General features: G+C 57.7%; 14 protein-coding genes. 6 read left to right on the top strand and 8 right to left on the bottom strand.

What is annotated here, in order from left to right:
* The 4 genes from IFT53_RS02605 (at window position 1) to IFT53_RS02590 (ending at window position 4612) form a co-directional block, all read left to right on the top strand.
* On the top strand, window positions 1–1161 hold the full coding sequence (locus tag IFT53_RS02605; RefSeq protein ID WP_192063436.1) for a carbohydrate ABC transporter permease: 1161 nt from the start codon (window positions 1–3) through the stop codon (window positions 1159–1161).
* Between the two features lie 5 nt (window positions 1162–1166).
* Complete coding sequence (bglA, locus tag IFT53_RS02600) at window positions 1167–2843, top strand: beta-galactosidase BglA (RefSeq protein WP_192063437.1); 1677 nt, start codon at window positions 1167–1169, stop codon at window positions 2841–2843.
* A 24-nt stretch (window positions 2844–2867) separates the two neighbouring features.
* A complete protein-coding gene (locus IFT53_RS02595) occupies window positions 2868–3956 on the top strand; it encodes an ABC transporter ATP-binding protein (RefSeq protein WP_192063438.1) in 1089 nt (362 codons plus the stop codon).
* Window positions 3957–4255: 299 nt separating this feature from the next.
* A complete protein-coding gene (locus IFT53_RS02590; RefSeq protein ID WP_042619105.1) occupies window positions 4256–4612 on the top strand; it encodes a hypothetical protein in 357 nt (118 codons plus the stop codon).
* Between the two features lie 8 nt (window positions 4613–4620).
* Here IFT53_RS02590 and IFT53_RS02585 read toward each other — a convergent pair whose 3' ends face one another.
* The 6 genes from IFT53_RS02585 to IFT53_RS02560 form a co-directional block, all read right to left on the bottom strand.
* Window positions 4621–4989: a nuclear transport factor 2 family protein gene (locus IFT53_RS02585; RefSeq protein WP_192063439.1), complete on the bottom strand. Its 369-nt coding sequence runs from the start codon at window positions 4987–4989 to the stop codon at window positions 4621–4623.
* 2 nt (window positions 4990–4991) lie between these two features.
* Window positions 4992–6812, bottom strand: a complete 1821-nt coding sequence (gene edd / locus IFT53_RS02580) for a phosphogluconate dehydratase (protein WP_192063440.1) — start codon at window positions 6810–6812, stop codon at window positions 4992–4994.
* Window positions 6813–6899: 87 nt separating this feature from the next.
* Entirely contained in the window at window positions 6900–7598 is a 699-nt protein-coding gene (gene pgl, locus IFT53_RS02575; protein WP_192063441.1) for a 6-phosphogluconolactonase, read from the bottom strand.
* 11 nt (window positions 7599–7609) lie between these two features.
* Window positions 7610–9085 carry a glucose-6-phosphate dehydrogenase gene (gene zwf, locus IFT53_RS02570; RefSeq protein WP_042619068.1) on the bottom strand — a complete coding sequence of 492 codons (1476 nt, stop codon included), beginning with the start codon at window positions 9083–9085 and terminating at the stop codon, window positions 7610–7612.
* Between the two features lie 154 nt (window positions 9086–9239).
* Complete coding sequence (locus tag IFT53_RS02565) at window positions 9240–10526, bottom strand: NAD(P)/FAD-dependent oxidoreductase (protein ID WP_192063442.1); 1287 nt, start codon at window positions 10524–10526, stop codon at window positions 9240–9242.
* A 10-nt stretch (window positions 10527–10536) separates the two neighbouring features.
* Window positions 10537–11973, bottom strand: coding sequence for a glutamine synthetase family protein (locus IFT53_RS02560; protein ID WP_192063443.1), 1437 nt, complete (start codon window positions 11971–11973; stop codon window positions 10537–10539).
* Window positions 11974–12102: 129 nt separating this feature from the next.
* Between IFT53_RS02560 and IFT53_RS02555 the strand changes: the two genes are divergently transcribed.
* Window positions 12103–13287 carry an NAD(P)/FAD-dependent oxidoreductase gene (locus tag IFT53_RS02555; RefSeq protein WP_192063444.1) on the top strand — a complete coding sequence of 395 codons (1185 nt, stop codon included), beginning with the start codon at window positions 12103–12105 and terminating at the stop codon, window positions 13285–13287.
* 142 nt (window positions 13288–13429) lie between these two features.
* Complete coding sequence (locus IFT53_RS23930) at window positions 13430–13561, top strand: hypothetical protein (protein ID WP_274604067.1); 132 nt, start codon at window positions 13430–13432, stop codon at window positions 13559–13561.
* Between the two features lie 60 nt (window positions 13562–13621).
* Here IFT53_RS23930 and IFT53_RS02550 read toward each other — a convergent pair whose 3' ends face one another.
* Both IFT53_RS02550 and aceA read right to left on the bottom strand, forming a co-directional pair.
* Window positions 13622–13867, bottom strand: a complete 246-nt coding sequence (locus IFT53_RS02550; RefSeq protein ID WP_192063445.1) for an SMc00767 family acetate metabolism repressor — start codon at window positions 13865–13867, stop codon at window positions 13622–13624.
* A gap of 94 nt (window positions 13868–13961) precedes the next feature.
* Complete coding sequence (gene aceA / locus IFT53_RS02545) at window positions 13962–15251, bottom strand: isocitrate lyase (RefSeq protein ID WP_192063446.1); 1290 nt, start codon at window positions 15249–15251, stop codon at window positions 13962–13964.
* Between the last annotated feature and the right edge of the window lie 175 nt (window positions 15252–15426).

The following is a 15426-nucleotide window of genomic DNA, read 5'->3' as shown; positions in this document are numbered from 1 at the left end:
ATGAGCATAACAACGCGTATTCGCCGCATCGGCCTGCCACGCCTGATCGTTCACATCAGCGTCCTCTTCGTCGTGCTGCTCTGGCTTTTGCCAACGCTCGGCATTCTGGTCAGCTCGCTGCGAGACAAGGACCAGCTCGTTGTATCAGGTTGGTGGACGGCCTTTTCCAGCTCAAGTCAAACGCAGGCGCTTCGCCTTGCCGACCCTGCAACGCAAAGGCAGGAGGGTGATCGTTTCATCATCTCCGGCAATGTGTTTGAGAATGGCGCGGGCGGCAAGATTTCCGCTTTTGGCGTGAGGGTGCAGGAGCCTGAAGCCTTCCCGGCAGGGGAGGCAGCCGATCTGGGTGACGGCGAAAGCCTCGTTATCAACGAGGACGGCACCTACCAGTACAGCAAGACTGCAAGCTTCGAGGGTTCGCGTGCCAAGCGTGTCTATCTGGCTGTGTCCACGCCGCCCATCTTCACGCTTGATAATTATCGCACTGTGCTTGCCTCTGAGGGTATAGGTCAGGCCTTCGTCAATTCGCTGACGGTTGCCATTCCGGCCACGGTCATCCCCATTCTCATCGCGGCTTTCGCGGCCTATGCCCTGTCATGGATGAAGTTTACGGGACGCTCCCTCATCATCGCCATGGTCGTCGGCCTCATCGTGGTGCCGTTGCAGATGTCGCTCATCCCGCTGTTGCAGCTCTATAACTGGATCGGCAACGTCTTTGGCGTGCCCTCCAAGACCTATGCGGGCATATGGCTGGCGCACACGGCCTTTGGTCTGCCGCTCGCCATCTATCTGCTGCGCAACTATATTTCCGGCCTGCCGAAAGAAATCATCGAGAGTGCGCGTGTGGACGGTGCCAGTGACTTTGAAATCTTCGTCAAGATCATCCTGCCGCTGTCTTTCCCGGCGCTTGCATCCTTCTCCATCTTCCAGTTTCTCTGGACCTGGAACGACCTTCTGGTCGCCATGGTGTTTCTGGGAACGCAGAAGGATGAGCTGGTGCTGACAGGCGCACTCAACGCGCTTCTGGGTTCTCGCGGCGGCAACTGGGAAATCCTCACCGCATCGGCCTTCGTCACCATCGTCGTGCCGCTCTGCGTTTTCTTCGCTCTCCAACGCTACCTTGTACGCGGTCTGCTTTCCGGCTCGGTCAAGGGAGGCTGATCAACATGAATGCCCATACCAAACAGGATACTGAAATGACGACTTCTACTCTCGTTCGCGACAAGGATTGGTGGCGCGGTGCTGTGATCTACCAGATCTACCCGCGCTCCTATCAGGATAGCAACGGCGATGGCATTGGCGATCTCAAGGGCATCACCTCGCGCCTGGAGCATATTTCAAAGCTCGGCGCAGATGCGATCTGGATTTCTCCCTTCTTCACGTCTCCTATGAAGGATTTCGGCTACGACGTGTCCAACTATGTCGATGTCGACCCGATGTTCGGCACACTGGCGGACTTCGACGGCTTGATTACCGAGGCGCACCGTCTTGGTATCCGCGTCATGATCGACCTCGTCCTGTCGCACACGTCGGATCAGCATCCGTGGTTTGTGCAGAGCCGTTCCAGCCGCCAGAATCCGAAGGCTGACTGGTATGTCTGGAGCGATGGCAAGCCGGATGGCACACCGCCCAACAATTGGCTCTCCATTTTCGGCGGCTCCGGCTGGCAGTGGGACCCGACGCGCATGCAATATTACATGCACAACTTCCTCACCTCGCAGCCTGATCTTAATCTGCACAATGAAGAGGTGCAGCAGGAGTTGCTCAACATTACCCGCTTCTGGCTGGAGCGCGGCGTCGATGGTTTCCGTCTGGATACGATCAACTTCTATTTCCACGACAAGGAATTGCGCAACAACCCGGCGCTTGCTCCGGAACGCCGCAACGCTTCCACCGCACCAGCCGTGAACCCCTATAATTTCCAGGAACACATCTACGACAAGAACCGCCCCGAAAACATCGCATTCCTGAAGCGCTTCCGCGCCGTTCTCGATGAGTTCCCGGATATCGCAGCCGTGGGCGAGGTGGGGGATAGCCAGCGCGGGCTTGAGATCGTCGGTGAATACACATCCGGCGATGACAAGATGCAGATGTGCTACGCATTCGAGTTTCTGGCGCCGGATGCGCTGACGCCGCAGCGTGTGGCCGATGTGCAGGCAGATTTTGCCCGCGCTGCCCCCGAGGGCTGGGCATGCTGGGCCTTTTCCAACCATGACGTCGTGCGCCATGTCAGCCGCTGGGGCGATGTGGTGGAAGACAAGGATGCTTTCGCCAAGGTGCTGGCTGCCCTGTTGATGACGCAGCGCGGATCGGTCTGCATTTACGAGGGCGAAGAGCTTGGCCTGACAGAGGCCGAAATCGCATTCGACGATCTGCAGGACCCTTACGGCATCCAGTTCTGGCCGGAATTCAAGGGTCGTGACGGTTGCCGCACGCCGATGGTCTGGGATGCAGGCCATGCGCTGGCAGGTTTCTCAACAGCCGATAAGGGCTGGCTTCCGATTCCCCCTGAACACAAGCAGCGCGCCGTCAGCGCCCAGCAGGGGGATGAGACATCGGTGCTGGAGCACTACCGCCGCTTCCTTGCCTTCCGCAAACAGCACCCGGCCTTTGCCAAGGGAAGCATTGCGTTTCAGCCGGTCGAGGGCACCGTTTCCAGCTACACGCGCACGCTAGGCAACGAGACTGTGGTCTGCCTGTTCAACCTTTCCGCAGAACCATCCACAGCACAGCTGCCGGAGGGCAACTGGGAGGTTCTCGACGGCCATGGTTTTTCGGCTGAGCTGAACGGCAGCAGCGTTGCATTACCGGCATGGGGCGCATTCTTCGCCCGTTACGCCTGACATCATACCAGGGAGGAACACCGCATGACTGGTCTCGTTCTCAAGGATATCCGCAAGGCCTATGGCCAGGTCAAGGTCCTGCACGGCATTGATCTGGAGATCAAACAAGGCGAATTCATTGTTTTCGTCGGCCCTTCCGGCTGCGGTAAATCCACGCTGCTGCGCATGATTGCCGGGTTGGAGGAGATCACGGGCGGCGAGATGTATATTGACGGGCAACTGGTCAACGAGATCCCGCCGTCGCGGCGCGGCATCGCCATGGTGTTCCAGTCCTATGCGCTCTATCCGCACATGACGGTTTACGACAACATGGCCTTCGGTATGCGGATCGCTAAGGAGAACAAGCAGGAAATCGACCGCCGCGTGCGCGCTGCGGCCGACATTCTGCAATTGACGCAATATCTTGAGCGTCTGCCCAAAGCCTTGTCCGGTGGCCAGCGCCAGCGCGTTGCAATCGGTCGCGCCATCTGCCGCAACCCCAAGGTCTTCCTGTTCGATGAGCCGCTGTCCAACCTCGATGCGGCGCTTCGTGTGGCCACCCGGATCGAAATCGCCAAGCTTGGCGAGCAGATGGCGGATACGACGATGATCTACGTCACCCATGACCAGGTAGAGGCCATGACGCTGGCTGACCGTATCGTTGTTCTCAACGGCGGCCGTGTGGAGCAGGTGGGTGCACCGCTTGAGCTCTATGAGAACCCCGGCAATCTCTTTGTGGCGAAGTTTATCGGATCTCCAGCCATGAACATCATTCCCGCAACCATCAAACGTTCGGGCGCGCAGACTGCTATCGAGCTTGCCGGTGGGAAGACCCTGTCCGTCGATATTGCGACCCCCGCCGGAGAGGACGGCAAAGCCGCATCCTTTGGCGTGCGCCCGGAGGATTTGTCCATCGTCACGGGCGATGACTATCTTTTCGAGGGCAAGGTTTCCATTGTCGAGGCGCTCGGGGAAGTCACCTTGCTCTACCTCGAAGCCCCTGCTGGCCAGGAGCCGATTATCGTGAAAATTCCGGGCATCGCCCAGGCCAAAAAAGGTCAGGTTTTGCGCTTCTCAGCACCGCGTGAGAAGCTGCATCTGTTTGATGCGGAGGGCCAGACTTATCGCCGCTGAAACGGCTTTTGAAACGCCGCCTTAACTATTTTTGAAAGGCGTTTCGTGGCGTCGTTTTCTTATCATATTAGAGAATATGATAAGATATCAGCGGCTTAACCATGGCTGTCTCATGCCTGCGCGCAGTGGTGGATCTTATCCACAGTCAGATCTGGCATGTGTTTCATATCGAAACGGGGAGATAAATTCTTAAGACCTTCTGGCTAGTCTTTTTTCTCAAATAATGAAAAGGGATGACGAAATTGAACGCCCGGGCAGACATCGGCAAACCCAGCTATCTCAGCAAGGAAGAATCTTTCATGTATGACCGCGAGGGGCGGTTCAAACTGGAAGATACGATGAATGCCGCACGCATCGAATATACCGAGAAAGCCGTAATGAATATGGCTTCACGCCGGTGCGATGTCGTCAAGATTTCCCACTCCGAAGCCGTGCTGGCGCTTCTGACCCAGTACAATCTGCCCCAGCAATTCTATCTCGATATTCCCGACGCCCGCATCACCAAGATCGGTTGCGTGTTGTTGAAGGTCAATCCAAACAACACGATCCACGTTCGCTTCCTACATATTCTGAGCAAGAAGGATATGGAGCGGATTTTCGTGTTCAGCACGCATCCGCAGCACCGCGACCGCAAGCTCGATATCCGGGCCTGGTAACGCTAATATCAGCCGTATAGGCGAGGCGTGCCGATCTTGAACCACGCCTTGGAAATCTTGCCCGCCGTAACTTCATAGATGCAGATGACGTCAAGCTCTCCGGGACCATCGGGGAAGGTGCGCGTCACTGTTTCATGGTCGATGACCGTGTTGCCAAGCACCATGCGGTGGAGCAACCTGCCGTGCAGGTTCGGCTCCTTGAACCGCTCCACATGCCTTTCACGGATCTCTTCCGCCGTTTTGGCCAGAAGCGTGTCGGGAAACAGGTAGTAGTGGCAATCACCTGCCCACCACGGCATGAAGGCGTCAATGTCGCGTGCATTATACGCCTCCAGCTGCATCTGGACCGGGTAGGCGACCTCTGTCGGGTCCACCATTGTCAGCTCGCGAACACGCTAGCACCCTGATCTGCCGGGCCAACACTGCGACGGAAGGGCGCAAACAGCTCGCGGCCCATGCCCCATTCATTCTCGGAGAGATCGGCCGTCGCGGGCTCACGGGCCGCAAGCTCTGCATCCGATACCAGAACCTGAATGGTGCCTGTAATGGCGTCGAGCCGGATGATATCGCCATCCTTGATGCGGGAGATCGGTCCGCAATCGACAGCCTCAGGGGTCATGTGAATGGCGGCGGGCACCTTGCCTGACGCGCCGGACATGCGACCGTCTGTGACCAAGGCCACCTTGAAGCCGCGATCCTGCAACACGCCGAGCGGCGGCGTCAGCTGGTGCAGCTCGGGCATGCCATTGGCCTTCGGTCCCTGGAAGCGTACCACAGCCACGAAATCGCGGTTCAGCTTGCCTTCCTTGAAGGCGGTCTGAAGGCTCTGCTGATCATGAAAGATGATCGCCGGTGCTTCGATGATATGCCGTTCCGGCTTGACCGCCGAGATCTTGATGACGGCCTTGCCGAGATTGCCGGTCAGCATTTTCAGGCCGCCGCTTGGCTGGAAAGGCGTTTCGACGCTGGCGAGAACCTTAGGGTCATGGCTCACATCGGGTGACGGGCTGCGCGTCACGCCGCCCTTCTCATCCAGCGTCGGCTCAATGGTGTAGGCCTCAAGTCCCTGACCAAAGACGGTGCGGACATCATCATGCACCAGGCCCTGCTTCAGCAACTGCTTGATGAGGAAGCCCATGCCACCGGCTGCGTGGAAGTGGTTCACATCCGCCAGACCATTGGGGTAAACGCGGGCCAGAAGTGGCACCACGTCTGAGAGATCGGAAATATCCTGCCATGTCAGCACGATGCCAGCTGCACGCGCCATGGCAATGAGGTGCAGCGTGTGGTTGGTGGAGCCTCCGGTGGCGTGCAGACCGACGACGCCGTTGACCACGGAACGTTCATCGATCATTTCGCCCGCTGGCGTGAACTCGTTGCCCTGCGCTGTGATTGCCAGCGCCCGCTTGGTGGCTTCACGCGTCAACGCGTCGCGCAGAGGCGTACCCGGATTGATGAAGGACGATCCGGGCATGTGGAAGCCCATGATCTCCATCAGCATCTGGTTGGAATTGGCCGTGCCGTAGAAGGTGCAGGTGCCGGGGCCGTGGTAGGATTTGGATTCCGCCTCCAGCAGCTCGGCGCGTCCAACCTTGCCTTCGGCATAAAGCTGGCGAATGCGGGATTTCTCGTCATTCGGCAGACCAGATGTCATCGGTCCAGCTGGAATGAATATGGAGGGCAGATGACCGAAAGAGAGCGCCGCAATGACGAGGCCCGGAACGATCTTGTCGCAGACACCGAGAAACACGGCTGCATCGAACATGTTGTGCGAGAGGCCGATGCCCGCCGACATGGCAATTGCATCGCGCGAAAACAGCGACAGCTCCATGCCCGGCTGACCTTGCGTCACGCCATCACACATGGCTGGCACCGCACCGGCAACCTGCGCAATGCCACCGGCTTCCTTGGCCGCATCGCGGATGATGGACGGGTAGATCTCGAAGGGCTGATGCGCCGAGAGCATGTCGTTATACGCGGTGATGATGCCCAGATTGCCAACCCGGTCGCCGGCAAGGATGTCCTTGTCGGCGGGGGAACAGACCGCAAATCCGTGCGCAAGATTGGCGCAGGACAGAACAGAACGATGCACACCCTTGGTTAGCTGGAGACGAAGCCTTTCGAGATAAATCTCGCGGTAAGGTTTCGAGCGCTCGACGATACGGGCTGTAATAGCCTGAATACGCGGGTCGGCAGCCATGGGCGTGTATCCTGTCCTTTAGTGGAACATCGGCCAGGCACTTGGGAATGCCAGCCGGTGTTCATGTTGCTGTTTCAAGCGTGGGGCTTATGGCGCCCAATAGATCTGAACGGGCGATTCCGCGCGGTTGAGCACGGCCCGCACAGGCATGTCTTCCTCGTCCAGATCGGACTTTGCCTTGTCGAGCGTTTCCTTCTTGGCCGCACCTTCGATGTGCAGCACGAGGAAACGGGCATCGTGAAGTGCCGAGAGATTGAACGTCAGGCGCTCTTCGCCGGCAGTTTCTGCGCTCATCGGAAGCACCGAGCGCTCTTCATCGAGATCGAGCGCCTCTTCCAGATTGTCACCGCCAGGGAAAAACGATGCCGTGTGGCCATCCGTGCCCATGCCGAGAATGACGACATCGAACGGATCGCAGATGGCTTCCGTCTTCACCGTTGCAAGCGTTGCAGCGTCTTCCGGCGTGGCGAAGAACTGATAGAGCGGCACGAAATAGGCGTAGGTCGCGGCGTTCTGCAGCAGGTGGTCGGCCACCAGCTTGTGGTTGGAACGGTCGCTTTCCGGGGCTACGAAACGTTCGTCCACCAGCGTTACGCTGATGTTCTTCCAGTCCAGCTCATGCTTGGACAGTTCCTGAAAGAACAGCTTGGGCGTCGAGCCGCCGGAGAGGGCAATGCTTGCCGTCCCACGCTCGGAAAGCCCACGCTCCAGACGTTCGGCCACGTCCTTTGCCAGCGTTTGCGCCAGTTCACGGCCGTTTGCGAAGATATGCTCCTGTCCGATCATTGCATATCCCCTTAATCGGCTTCGTGCCATGTGCGGCCGTCACGCTCGATCAGCGCAATCGAACCGCTTGGTCCCCATGTGCCCGACGTGTAGCCCTGTACGCCCTGATTGACGGCTTCCCAGCTTTTCAGAATTGGATCGACCCATTTCCATGCCGCTTCCACTTCATCGCGGCGCATGAACAGGGCCTGATTGGAGCGGATCGTATCCATCAAGAGGCGCTCATAAGCGTCTGGGCTGCGCACGTTAAACGCTTGCGCAAAGCTCATATCCAGCGAAACCTGACGCAGGCGCATGCCGCCCGGACCCGGATCCTTGATGAGCAGAGACTGCTTGACGCCTTCATCTGGCTGCAGACGAATGACCAGCTTGTTGGCTTCGATCTTGCCTGCCGCATCATCGAAAATCGAATGCGGGATCTGCTTGAAGGTCACGACGATTTCAGACACGCGCGAGGCAAGACGCTTGCCGGTGCGGATGTAGAAAGGCACGCCCGCCCAACGCCAATTGGCAATTTCAGCCTTGATGGCCACGAAGGTTTCGGTGTTGGAAACGCCGCCTTCCAGTTCTTCCAGATAGCCCTTGACTGCACCACCGGCAGAAGCGCCAGCGCGGTACTGTCCGCGAACTGTCAGCTTCTCGACATTGGACTGGTCGATCATCTTGAGCGAGCGAAGAACTTTAACCTTCTCGTCACGAACGGCTTCCGCGTCCATGGAGGAGGGGGGTTCCATCGCCACAAGGCACAAAAGCTGGAGAATATGATTCTGCACCATATCGCGCAGCGCGCCAGCCTTGTCGTAATATCCGGCACGGCCTTCAAGCCCGACGGACTCGGCAACGGTGATCTGCACATGGTCGATATGGGCGGAGTTCCACAGCGGTTCAAACAGCGCATTGGCAAAGCGCAGTACCATCAGGTTCTGCACGGTTTCCTTGCCGAGATAGTGGTCGATACGGAAGATCTGTTCTTCCTTGAAGACGTTGCCCAGCGTGTCGTTGAGCTCAAGCGCCGACGCCAGATCGCGGCCAATCGGCTTTTCCACGACGATGCGCGTAGACTTGGTAATCAGCTTGTGGTCACGGATCTTGAAGGCGATATCGCCGAAAATGCCGGGAGCGACAGCCAGATAGAAAGCGCGAATGCGGTCCTTGCCTTCATCGAGAAGCTTTTTCAGCTTGTCCCAGCCGCCGTCAGACTTGGCATCGACAGGAACATAGAAGATGCGGGCGCAGAATTTCGCGACCTGCTCGTCATCATATTCGCCCTTCTTCAAATGCTCCTTCAGAGCATCCTGAGCGAATTTACGGTATTCGTCATGGGTCATTACCGAACGGGATGCACCGATGATGCGTGTTGGCTCAGACAGCTGGTTTTCCACCTGCCGGTGGTAGAGAGCTGGCAAAAGCTTACGCTCGGCCAGGTCGCCAGTGCCGCCAAAAACGACGCAATCGAAGGGCTCTACTGGAATGATTTGACTGCTCATACCGATTCTCTCGATCTCTCATGTGTTGGAGGCATCCATAATCTAATCGATTTAAAAATGCCAGATGTGTTGGAAAAAAAATATGGTTTTTGCTTTTAAGACGTTGTTTATGCTGCGTTAACCTTCGCCGCGCCGATATTTCCCGCTTGTTGCATCAGAACCTGTCTCGCAATGCGTACCACGAAAGCGCCAGAAACAGCAGCGGTGCCCGCAATGATGTTCCGCCCGGAAATGACGGCACGTCAAGCGACGAGAACTGCTCCAGCGCCCGGTCCTTGGCAATGACCATATCCGCATAGAGCTTGCCGCAATAATTCGACAGCATCACGCCGTGGCCGGAATAGCCGCCGATGGACATCACACCTGGCATGACTTCGCGCACGAAAGGCTGGCGGTTGAGCGTGATACCGACGGACCCACCCCAGGCATGCGTCATCTCGATCGTATCGAGCGCCGGATAGATTTCGGCGATCTGCTTGCGAATATGCCTGGAAATGTCCCGCGGCGAATCCGCCGTATAGGCCTCCCGTCCGCCAAACAGCAAACGATTGTCCGGCGTCTTGCGGAAATAACGCACCACGAAACGACTATCCGCGACCGCTTCCTTTCCGGGAATGATTTCCGGAAACTCATCCAGCGGCACCGTCGCGCCGATGAAGGAGCGGATGGGCATGACGTGGGCTGCCGTCACAGGCTCCAGATTGCCGATATGGGCATTGGTCGCGATGAGAACCCGGCTTGCGGTGATCGTGCCGGATGGCGTTTCAATTAGCGTCTTGCCGCCCGTCTGCTTTATCGACTTAGCGGGCGTCATCTCGAAAATCTGCGCGCCCGCAGCGTGAGCGGCCTTTGCCAGACCGATGATGAGCTTCAGCGGGTGAATATGCCCGGTGCCGGTGTCACGAACGCCGAAATGGTAATGATCGGAACCCAGCCTTTGCTCTGTCTCGGCCTTTTCCATGAAGGAAACTTGGGCGTAGCCATAGCGGCTGCGCATCGCCTCGACGCTGTCGCGATAGGTCTTCTCATAGCTTTTCTTGTGCAGGACATTCAGTTGCCCCGGCAGAAACTCCATGTCGATGCCATGGTCTCGGGCAAAATCCAGCACGTAATGTTTTGCACCTTCGGCAATGTCGAACAGCGCCTTGGAACGCTCAAAGCCGACCTGCTTTTCCAGCTCGTCCGGCCAGGCCCGCTGTCCGCTGCCGAATTGGCCGCCATTGCGCCCGGATGCGCCATCACCAAAGCGGCAGCCCTCGATCAGTACAACGGAAATACCTGCCTTGGCCAGATTATAGGCGGCCTGCAGACCGGTGAAACCGCCGCCGATGACGGCACAATCCACCGTGCGGGAGCCATCCATGGCGGGATATTGCGGCCTGTCACCAACGCTATCCTGATACCAGGATAGGCCGGGTGCTATCGGGCTTTGCCATGTCATGCGCAAACCCTCATACGTTCAGCAGCAGGAATTCCCGCTCCCAAGGGCTGATCACCTGCATGAAGGTTTCAAACTCGCCACGCTTCAGACCGGCATAAAGACCCACGAACTCATGACCGAAGACCCGCTCCAACTGAGGCTCACCTTCCAGCAATGCCACCGCCTCCAACAGGCCGCGTGGCAGCTCGATGGAGCCTTCATTGGCCGTCTCATAGGTCGGCTCGGTCGGCTCGATATTGTTCATGATGCCAAGCCAGCCGCAGGCAAGCGATGCCGCGATGGCGAGGTAAGGGTTGGCATCGGAGCTGGGCAGGCGGTTTTCCACGCGCCGCGCCGAAGGGCCTGATATCGGCACGCGGAAGGCGGTCGTGCGGTTGTCGTAACCCCAGGCATTGTTGACCGGGCATGCCATGTCTGGCGTCAGGCGGCGGTAGGAGTTGACGTAGGGCGCCAGCATGACCAGCGCGTTCGGCACATAACGCTGCATGCCGCCGACGAAGGAGAAAAATTCCTTGGACGGGCTGCCATCCTTGTTGGAAAACACATTGTCGCCAGTCTCGGCATCCACCACCGACTGGTGAATGTGCATCGCGGAGCCGGGCATGCCCTGCATGGGCTTTGCCATGAAGGTGGCATATATGCCGTGTTTCAACGCCGCTTCACGAATGGTGCGCTTGAACAGGAAGACCTGATCGGCAAGCTCGATGGGGTCACCATGGCGAAGGTTGATTTCCAGCTGCGCCGGACCCTCTTCATGGATCAGCGTGTCGATCTCGAGACCCTGCTTTTCCGAGAAGTGATAGATATCGTCGATCAATTCGTCGAATTCGTTGATGCCGGCAATCGAATAGCTCTGGCCGCCGACGATGGAACGGCCCGAGCGACCCTTTGGCGGATGCAGCGGATAATCGGGGTCGTCATTCATGGCGACCAGATAGAACTCGATTTCCGGGGCAACGACCGGCTTCCAGCCCTTTTCCTTGTAAAGGTCGAGCACGTTTCGGAGCACGTTGCGCGGCGTGTAGGGAACGAAGTTGCCTTCCTGATCCACGACATCGCAGATGACCTGCGCGGTGGGGTCACTTTCCCACGGCACGACGCAGAGCGTGGAAAGATCTGGCACCAGCTTCAGGTCGCTATCGCGCGGCTCATAGCGGAAGTTCGCCGTTTCATCGGGGTATTCGCCAGAAATCGTGTGGCGGTAGAGAGCCGATGGCAGCGCCAGCGATGTATCGCCCGTAAACTTGGATGTCGGCATCATCTTGCCGCGTGGAACGCCTGCGAGGTCAGGCGTGATGCACTCGATGTCCTCGATGCCGCGGGCTTTGAGCCATTGCGCAGCTTCCCGCCATGTGGCGCAACCCCGTGTGGGAGAGACGTCGACGGGTATCTTCTTTGCCATGGTTGCCGGTTTTTTGGGGCGGAGCATGGTTTTCTTGGAAGGCATAAATCACCGGCTTTGTGTTTCGATTGGCACTATCATAGCCAGACTTTGGCAATTGGCAAAAGGGTAAAGCGCCATTGACAACGGACCTGACTTCGAAAAGAGGAAGTACACCGAAACTAGGGAAACTCCATGACGGAAAAATGTAACGTGCTGATATTGGGTGCGGGGGCAGCGGGCATGATGTGTGCCATCCGTGCCGGTCAGCGTGGCCGTTCTGTCATTCTCATCGATCATGCCAAGGCGCCGGGCGAGAAAATCCGCATTTCCGGTGGGGGCCGCTGCAATTTCACCAATGTGCATACCAGCCCGAAGAACTATCTGTCCAGCAATCCGCATTTCGCCAAATCGGCGCTTGCCCGTTACACGCCGCGCGATTTCATAGGCCTTGTGGAAAAGTACCGCATTGCCTTCCATGAAAAGGCGCTGGGGCAACTGTTCTGCGATGATAGCGCCAAGGATATCATCCGCATGCTGCTTGGCGAAATGCAGGCGGTGGGTGCGAAGCTTAGGCTGCAGACGGAGATCACATCGGTGGAAGCCATCGGCACCGGTGGCTTCAGGGTTGCAACATCGGCCGGGATGATTGAAGCCGACAGTCTTGTCATCGCCACCGGTGGAAAATCCATTCCGAAAATGGGCGCGACCGGCTTTGCCTATCGCGTGGCCGAACAGTTCGGATTGCCGATCATCGAAACACGACCCGGCCTTGTGCCGCTGACGCTTGATCCGGCGGCGCTGGAAAAGCTCGCACCGCTGTCAGGCATTGCTGTTCCTGCGGAGCTTTTCCACGGCAAGACGTCCTTCAAGGAAGCTCTGCTGTTTACCCACCGAGGCCTGAGCGGCCCCGCAATTCTGCAAATCTCATCCTTCTGGCGCGAGGGTGACGAGATCAGCCTCAAGATGGAGCCGGAACTTGACGTCATCGGTCATCTGAAGGCCGCGAAAAAGACGAATGGCCGCCAGTCCGCTCAGACGGTATTGGGGGATATTTTGCCAAAGCGGCTTGCGCAGCATGTAACCGAGCGGGCAGGGGTCACGGGCAATCTGGGCGATATGTCGGACAAGACTTTGGGCGCGCTGGCTTCAGCCGTGCAGGACTGGTCAATAAAGCCATCGGGGTCTGAGGGATATCGCACCGCCGAGGTCACATTGGGCGGCGTGGATACCACCCATCTCGATTCCAAGACGATGCAGGCGAAAGCCGTGCCAGGCCTCTATTTCATCGGGGAATGTGTTGACGTCACGGGCTGGCTGGGCGGCTATAATTTCCAGTGGGCATGGGCATCCGGCCACGCCGCTGGAGAATCTGTGTGAAGCTTCGCCATCTTAAGGCCTTATTAAGAGACGCGGAGTCATGCTGATCGAATGCCAGCACAACGCAAGTTGATACATGATGTCCCGCTGGACGCCGGAACCCGGCATCGATCGGTTATGTTTTTCGTTCAGGAAGCCGCTCATGATGACGTTCAGAAAACCTGCCCGCGCTATCGCGATTGCTCGCACCGCCACTGACAACGCAGTCTACGCCTTCCGCCTCAGCCTGATTTCGGCTGGCGCGATTGCGGCGTTTCTGGTTCTGCTGTTCTAAATATCTCCGTTGCGCCATACCGGGCAGAGCCCGGCATGACGAACATTTGGTGGGAAGCGCTTAAGCCGCAGCCTTGCCCTGTGCAACGATGACGGGGATGAGCAGGTCTCCCCAGTTGCCGTCGCCGCCATGGTGGCGGGCGGAGCGAACGAGCTCTACCGAAACACCAGCTTCGACAGCATTCATGACCGCCTGATTGAGGCGATGCAGATCATTTGCCAGCATGCGAATGGCGCTTTGCTGATCCTGGTTCATGGATGAGGACTGCTCCTCGCTGCGTTCCTTAACTCTTGAAATCGAAGCCATAGTTTTTCCTCCGTTCAATGGGGTTGAAGCTTGCCTGTTGTTTGTCGAATGTCGTTATCGCAAAACCGCGTCACACTTTTGCGCGACATGCTCGTTATTCCGCAGCAGGGCGGAACTGGTCGTGTTCGGTCGATTCCTTCATCGCCGTGGTGGATGATGTGCCGCCCGTAATGGCGACCGAGACCGCATCGAAATAGCCGGTGCCAACCTCGCGCTGGTGCTTGGTGGCGGTATAGCCGTTGATTTCGGCTGCGAATTCCGCTTCCTGAAGCTCCGAATAGGCGGCCATCTGCCGGTCCTTGTAGCCGCGTGCCAGTTCAAACATGCCGTAATTGAGTTGGTGGAAACCGGCAAGTGTGATGAACTGGAACTTGTAGCCCATTGCCCCCAATTCCCGCTGGAACTTTGCAATCGTCGCATCATCGAGATGTTTCTTCCAGTTGAAGGACGGCGAGCAATTATAGGCTAGCTTCTTGCCCGGATGCACCTTGTGGACGCCTTCGGCAAAGCGCTTCGCCTGCTCCAGATCCGGCTTGGATGTTTCGCACCAGATGAGATCGCAAAACGGCGCATAGGCATTGGCGCGGGCGATGCAGGGCTCCAGTCCGTTTTTGACCTGATAGAAGCCTTCGACAGTACGACCGGCATCATAATCCACGAAGGGGCGGTCACGCTCATCGATATCGGAAGTCAAAAGCTTGGCGGCTTCCGCATCCGTGCGGGCGATGACGAGCGTTGGTGTGCCCATGACGTCTGCGGCTAGACGCGCTGCCGTCAGGTTGCGGATATGCGCGGCTGTCGGGATAAGAACCTTGCCGCCCAGATGGCCGCACTTCTTTTCCGATGCCAGCTGGTCTTCATAGTGAACCCCCGCAGCGCCTGCCTCGATGAAGGCTTTCATGATTTCAAACGCGTTCAGCGGACCACCGAACCCTGCTTCGGCATCGGCAACGATGGGTGCAAACCAGGTATCGACAGACAGGCCCTTGCCTTCGGCGTTTTCTATCTGGTCGGCGCGCTGCAATGTTTTGTTGATGCGCTTTGCCAGTTCCGGGGCGGCATTGGCCGGGTATAGGGACTGGTCGGGATACATCGAAGAGGCCGTGTTGGCATCTGCAGCAACCTGCCAGCCAGACAGGTAGATCGCCTTCAAACCGGCGCGAACCATCTGCATGGCCTGGTTGCCGGAGAGCGCGCCGAGCGCATTGATGTAGCTTTCCTCATTGATGAGCTGCCACAGCCGGTTCGCGCCCATTTCCGCCAGAGAATAACGGATCTCGACAGAGCCGCGCAGCTTCTCCACATCCGCTGCCGTATAAGTCCGCTCAATGCCATCAAAACGACCCTGCGGGGCGCTCGGTACAAGCTTGTAAAAATCCGTCATGTCTCTCTCCCTTTGTCACAATCTCCGCGCTGATCCACTCCCGATCAGCAGTGATCCGATGTGGAAATGTTTACAATTTACTGCGTTCAGCCGCCAGTTCAAAAGCAATATCAGTGACTTGAAAGAGGTCACGCTGTAGGGAATTTGACAGCAAGATTTGTAAAATTGTAAGTCT

It is taken from the genome of Rhizobium sp. CFBP 13644, from assembly GCF_014842165.1.
In the GTDB taxonomy this organism is placed as follows: domain Bacteria; phylum Pseudomonadota; class Alphaproteobacteria; order Rhizobiales; family Rhizobiaceae; genus Agrobacterium; species Agrobacterium tumefaciens_C.
This window is presented reverse-complemented; position numbering and strand designations above follow the sequence as displayed.

Excerpts from the sequence above, each read along its gene's own strand:
- IFT53_RS02605 (WP_192063436.1), top strand. The coding sequence starts at position 1 with ATGAGCATAACAACGCGTATTCGCCGCATCGGCCTGCCACGCCTGATC.
- bglA (WP_192063437.1), top strand. The coding sequence starts at position 1,167 with ATGAATGCCCATACCAAACAGGATACTGAAATGACGACTTCTACTCTC.
- IFT53_RS02595 (WP_192063438.1), top strand. The coding sequence starts at position 2,868 with ATGACTGGTCTCGTTCTCAAGGATATCCGCAAGGCCTATGGCCAGGTC.
- IFT53_RS02590 (WP_042619105.1), top strand. The coding sequence starts at position 4,256 with ATGTATGACCGCGAGGGGCGGTTCAAACTGGAAGATACGATGAATGCC.
- IFT53_RS02585 (WP_192063439.1), bottom strand. The coding sequence starts at position 4,989 with ATGGTGGACCCGACAGAGGTCGCCTACCCGGTCCAGATGCAGCTGGAG.
- edd (WP_192063440.1), bottom strand. The coding sequence starts at position 6,812 with ATGGCTGCCGACCCGCGTATTCAGGCTATTACAGCCCGTATCGTCGAG.
- pgl (WP_192063441.1), bottom strand. The coding sequence starts at position 7,598 with ATGATCGGACAGGAGCATATCTTCGCAAACGGCCGTGAACTGGCGCAA.
- zwf (WP_042619068.1), bottom strand. The coding sequence starts at position 9,085 with ATGAGCAGTCAAATCATTCCAGTAGAGCCCTTCGATTGCGTCGTTTTT.
- IFT53_RS02565 (WP_192063442.1), bottom strand. The coding sequence starts at position 10,526 with ATGACATGGCAAAGCCCGATAGCACCCGGCCTATCCTGGTATCAGGAT.
- IFT53_RS02560 (WP_192063443.1), bottom strand. The coding sequence starts at position 11,973 with ATGCCTTCCAAGAAAACCATGCTCCGCCCCAAAAAACCGGCAACCATG.
- IFT53_RS02555 (WP_192063444.1), top strand. The coding sequence starts at position 12,103 with ATGACGGAAAAATGTAACGTGCTGATATTGGGTGCGGGGGCAGCGGGC.
- IFT53_RS23930 (WP_274604067.1), top strand. The coding sequence starts at position 13,430 with ATGATGACGTTCAGAAAACCTGCCCGCGCTATCGCGATTGCTCGCACC.
- IFT53_RS02550 (WP_192063445.1), bottom strand. The coding sequence starts at position 13,867 with ATGGCTTCGATTTCAAGAGTTAAGGAACGCAGCGAGGAGCAGTCCTCA.
- aceA (WP_192063446.1), bottom strand. The coding sequence starts at position 15,251 with ATGACGGATTTTTACAAGCTTGTACCGAGCGCCCCGCAGGGTCGTTTT.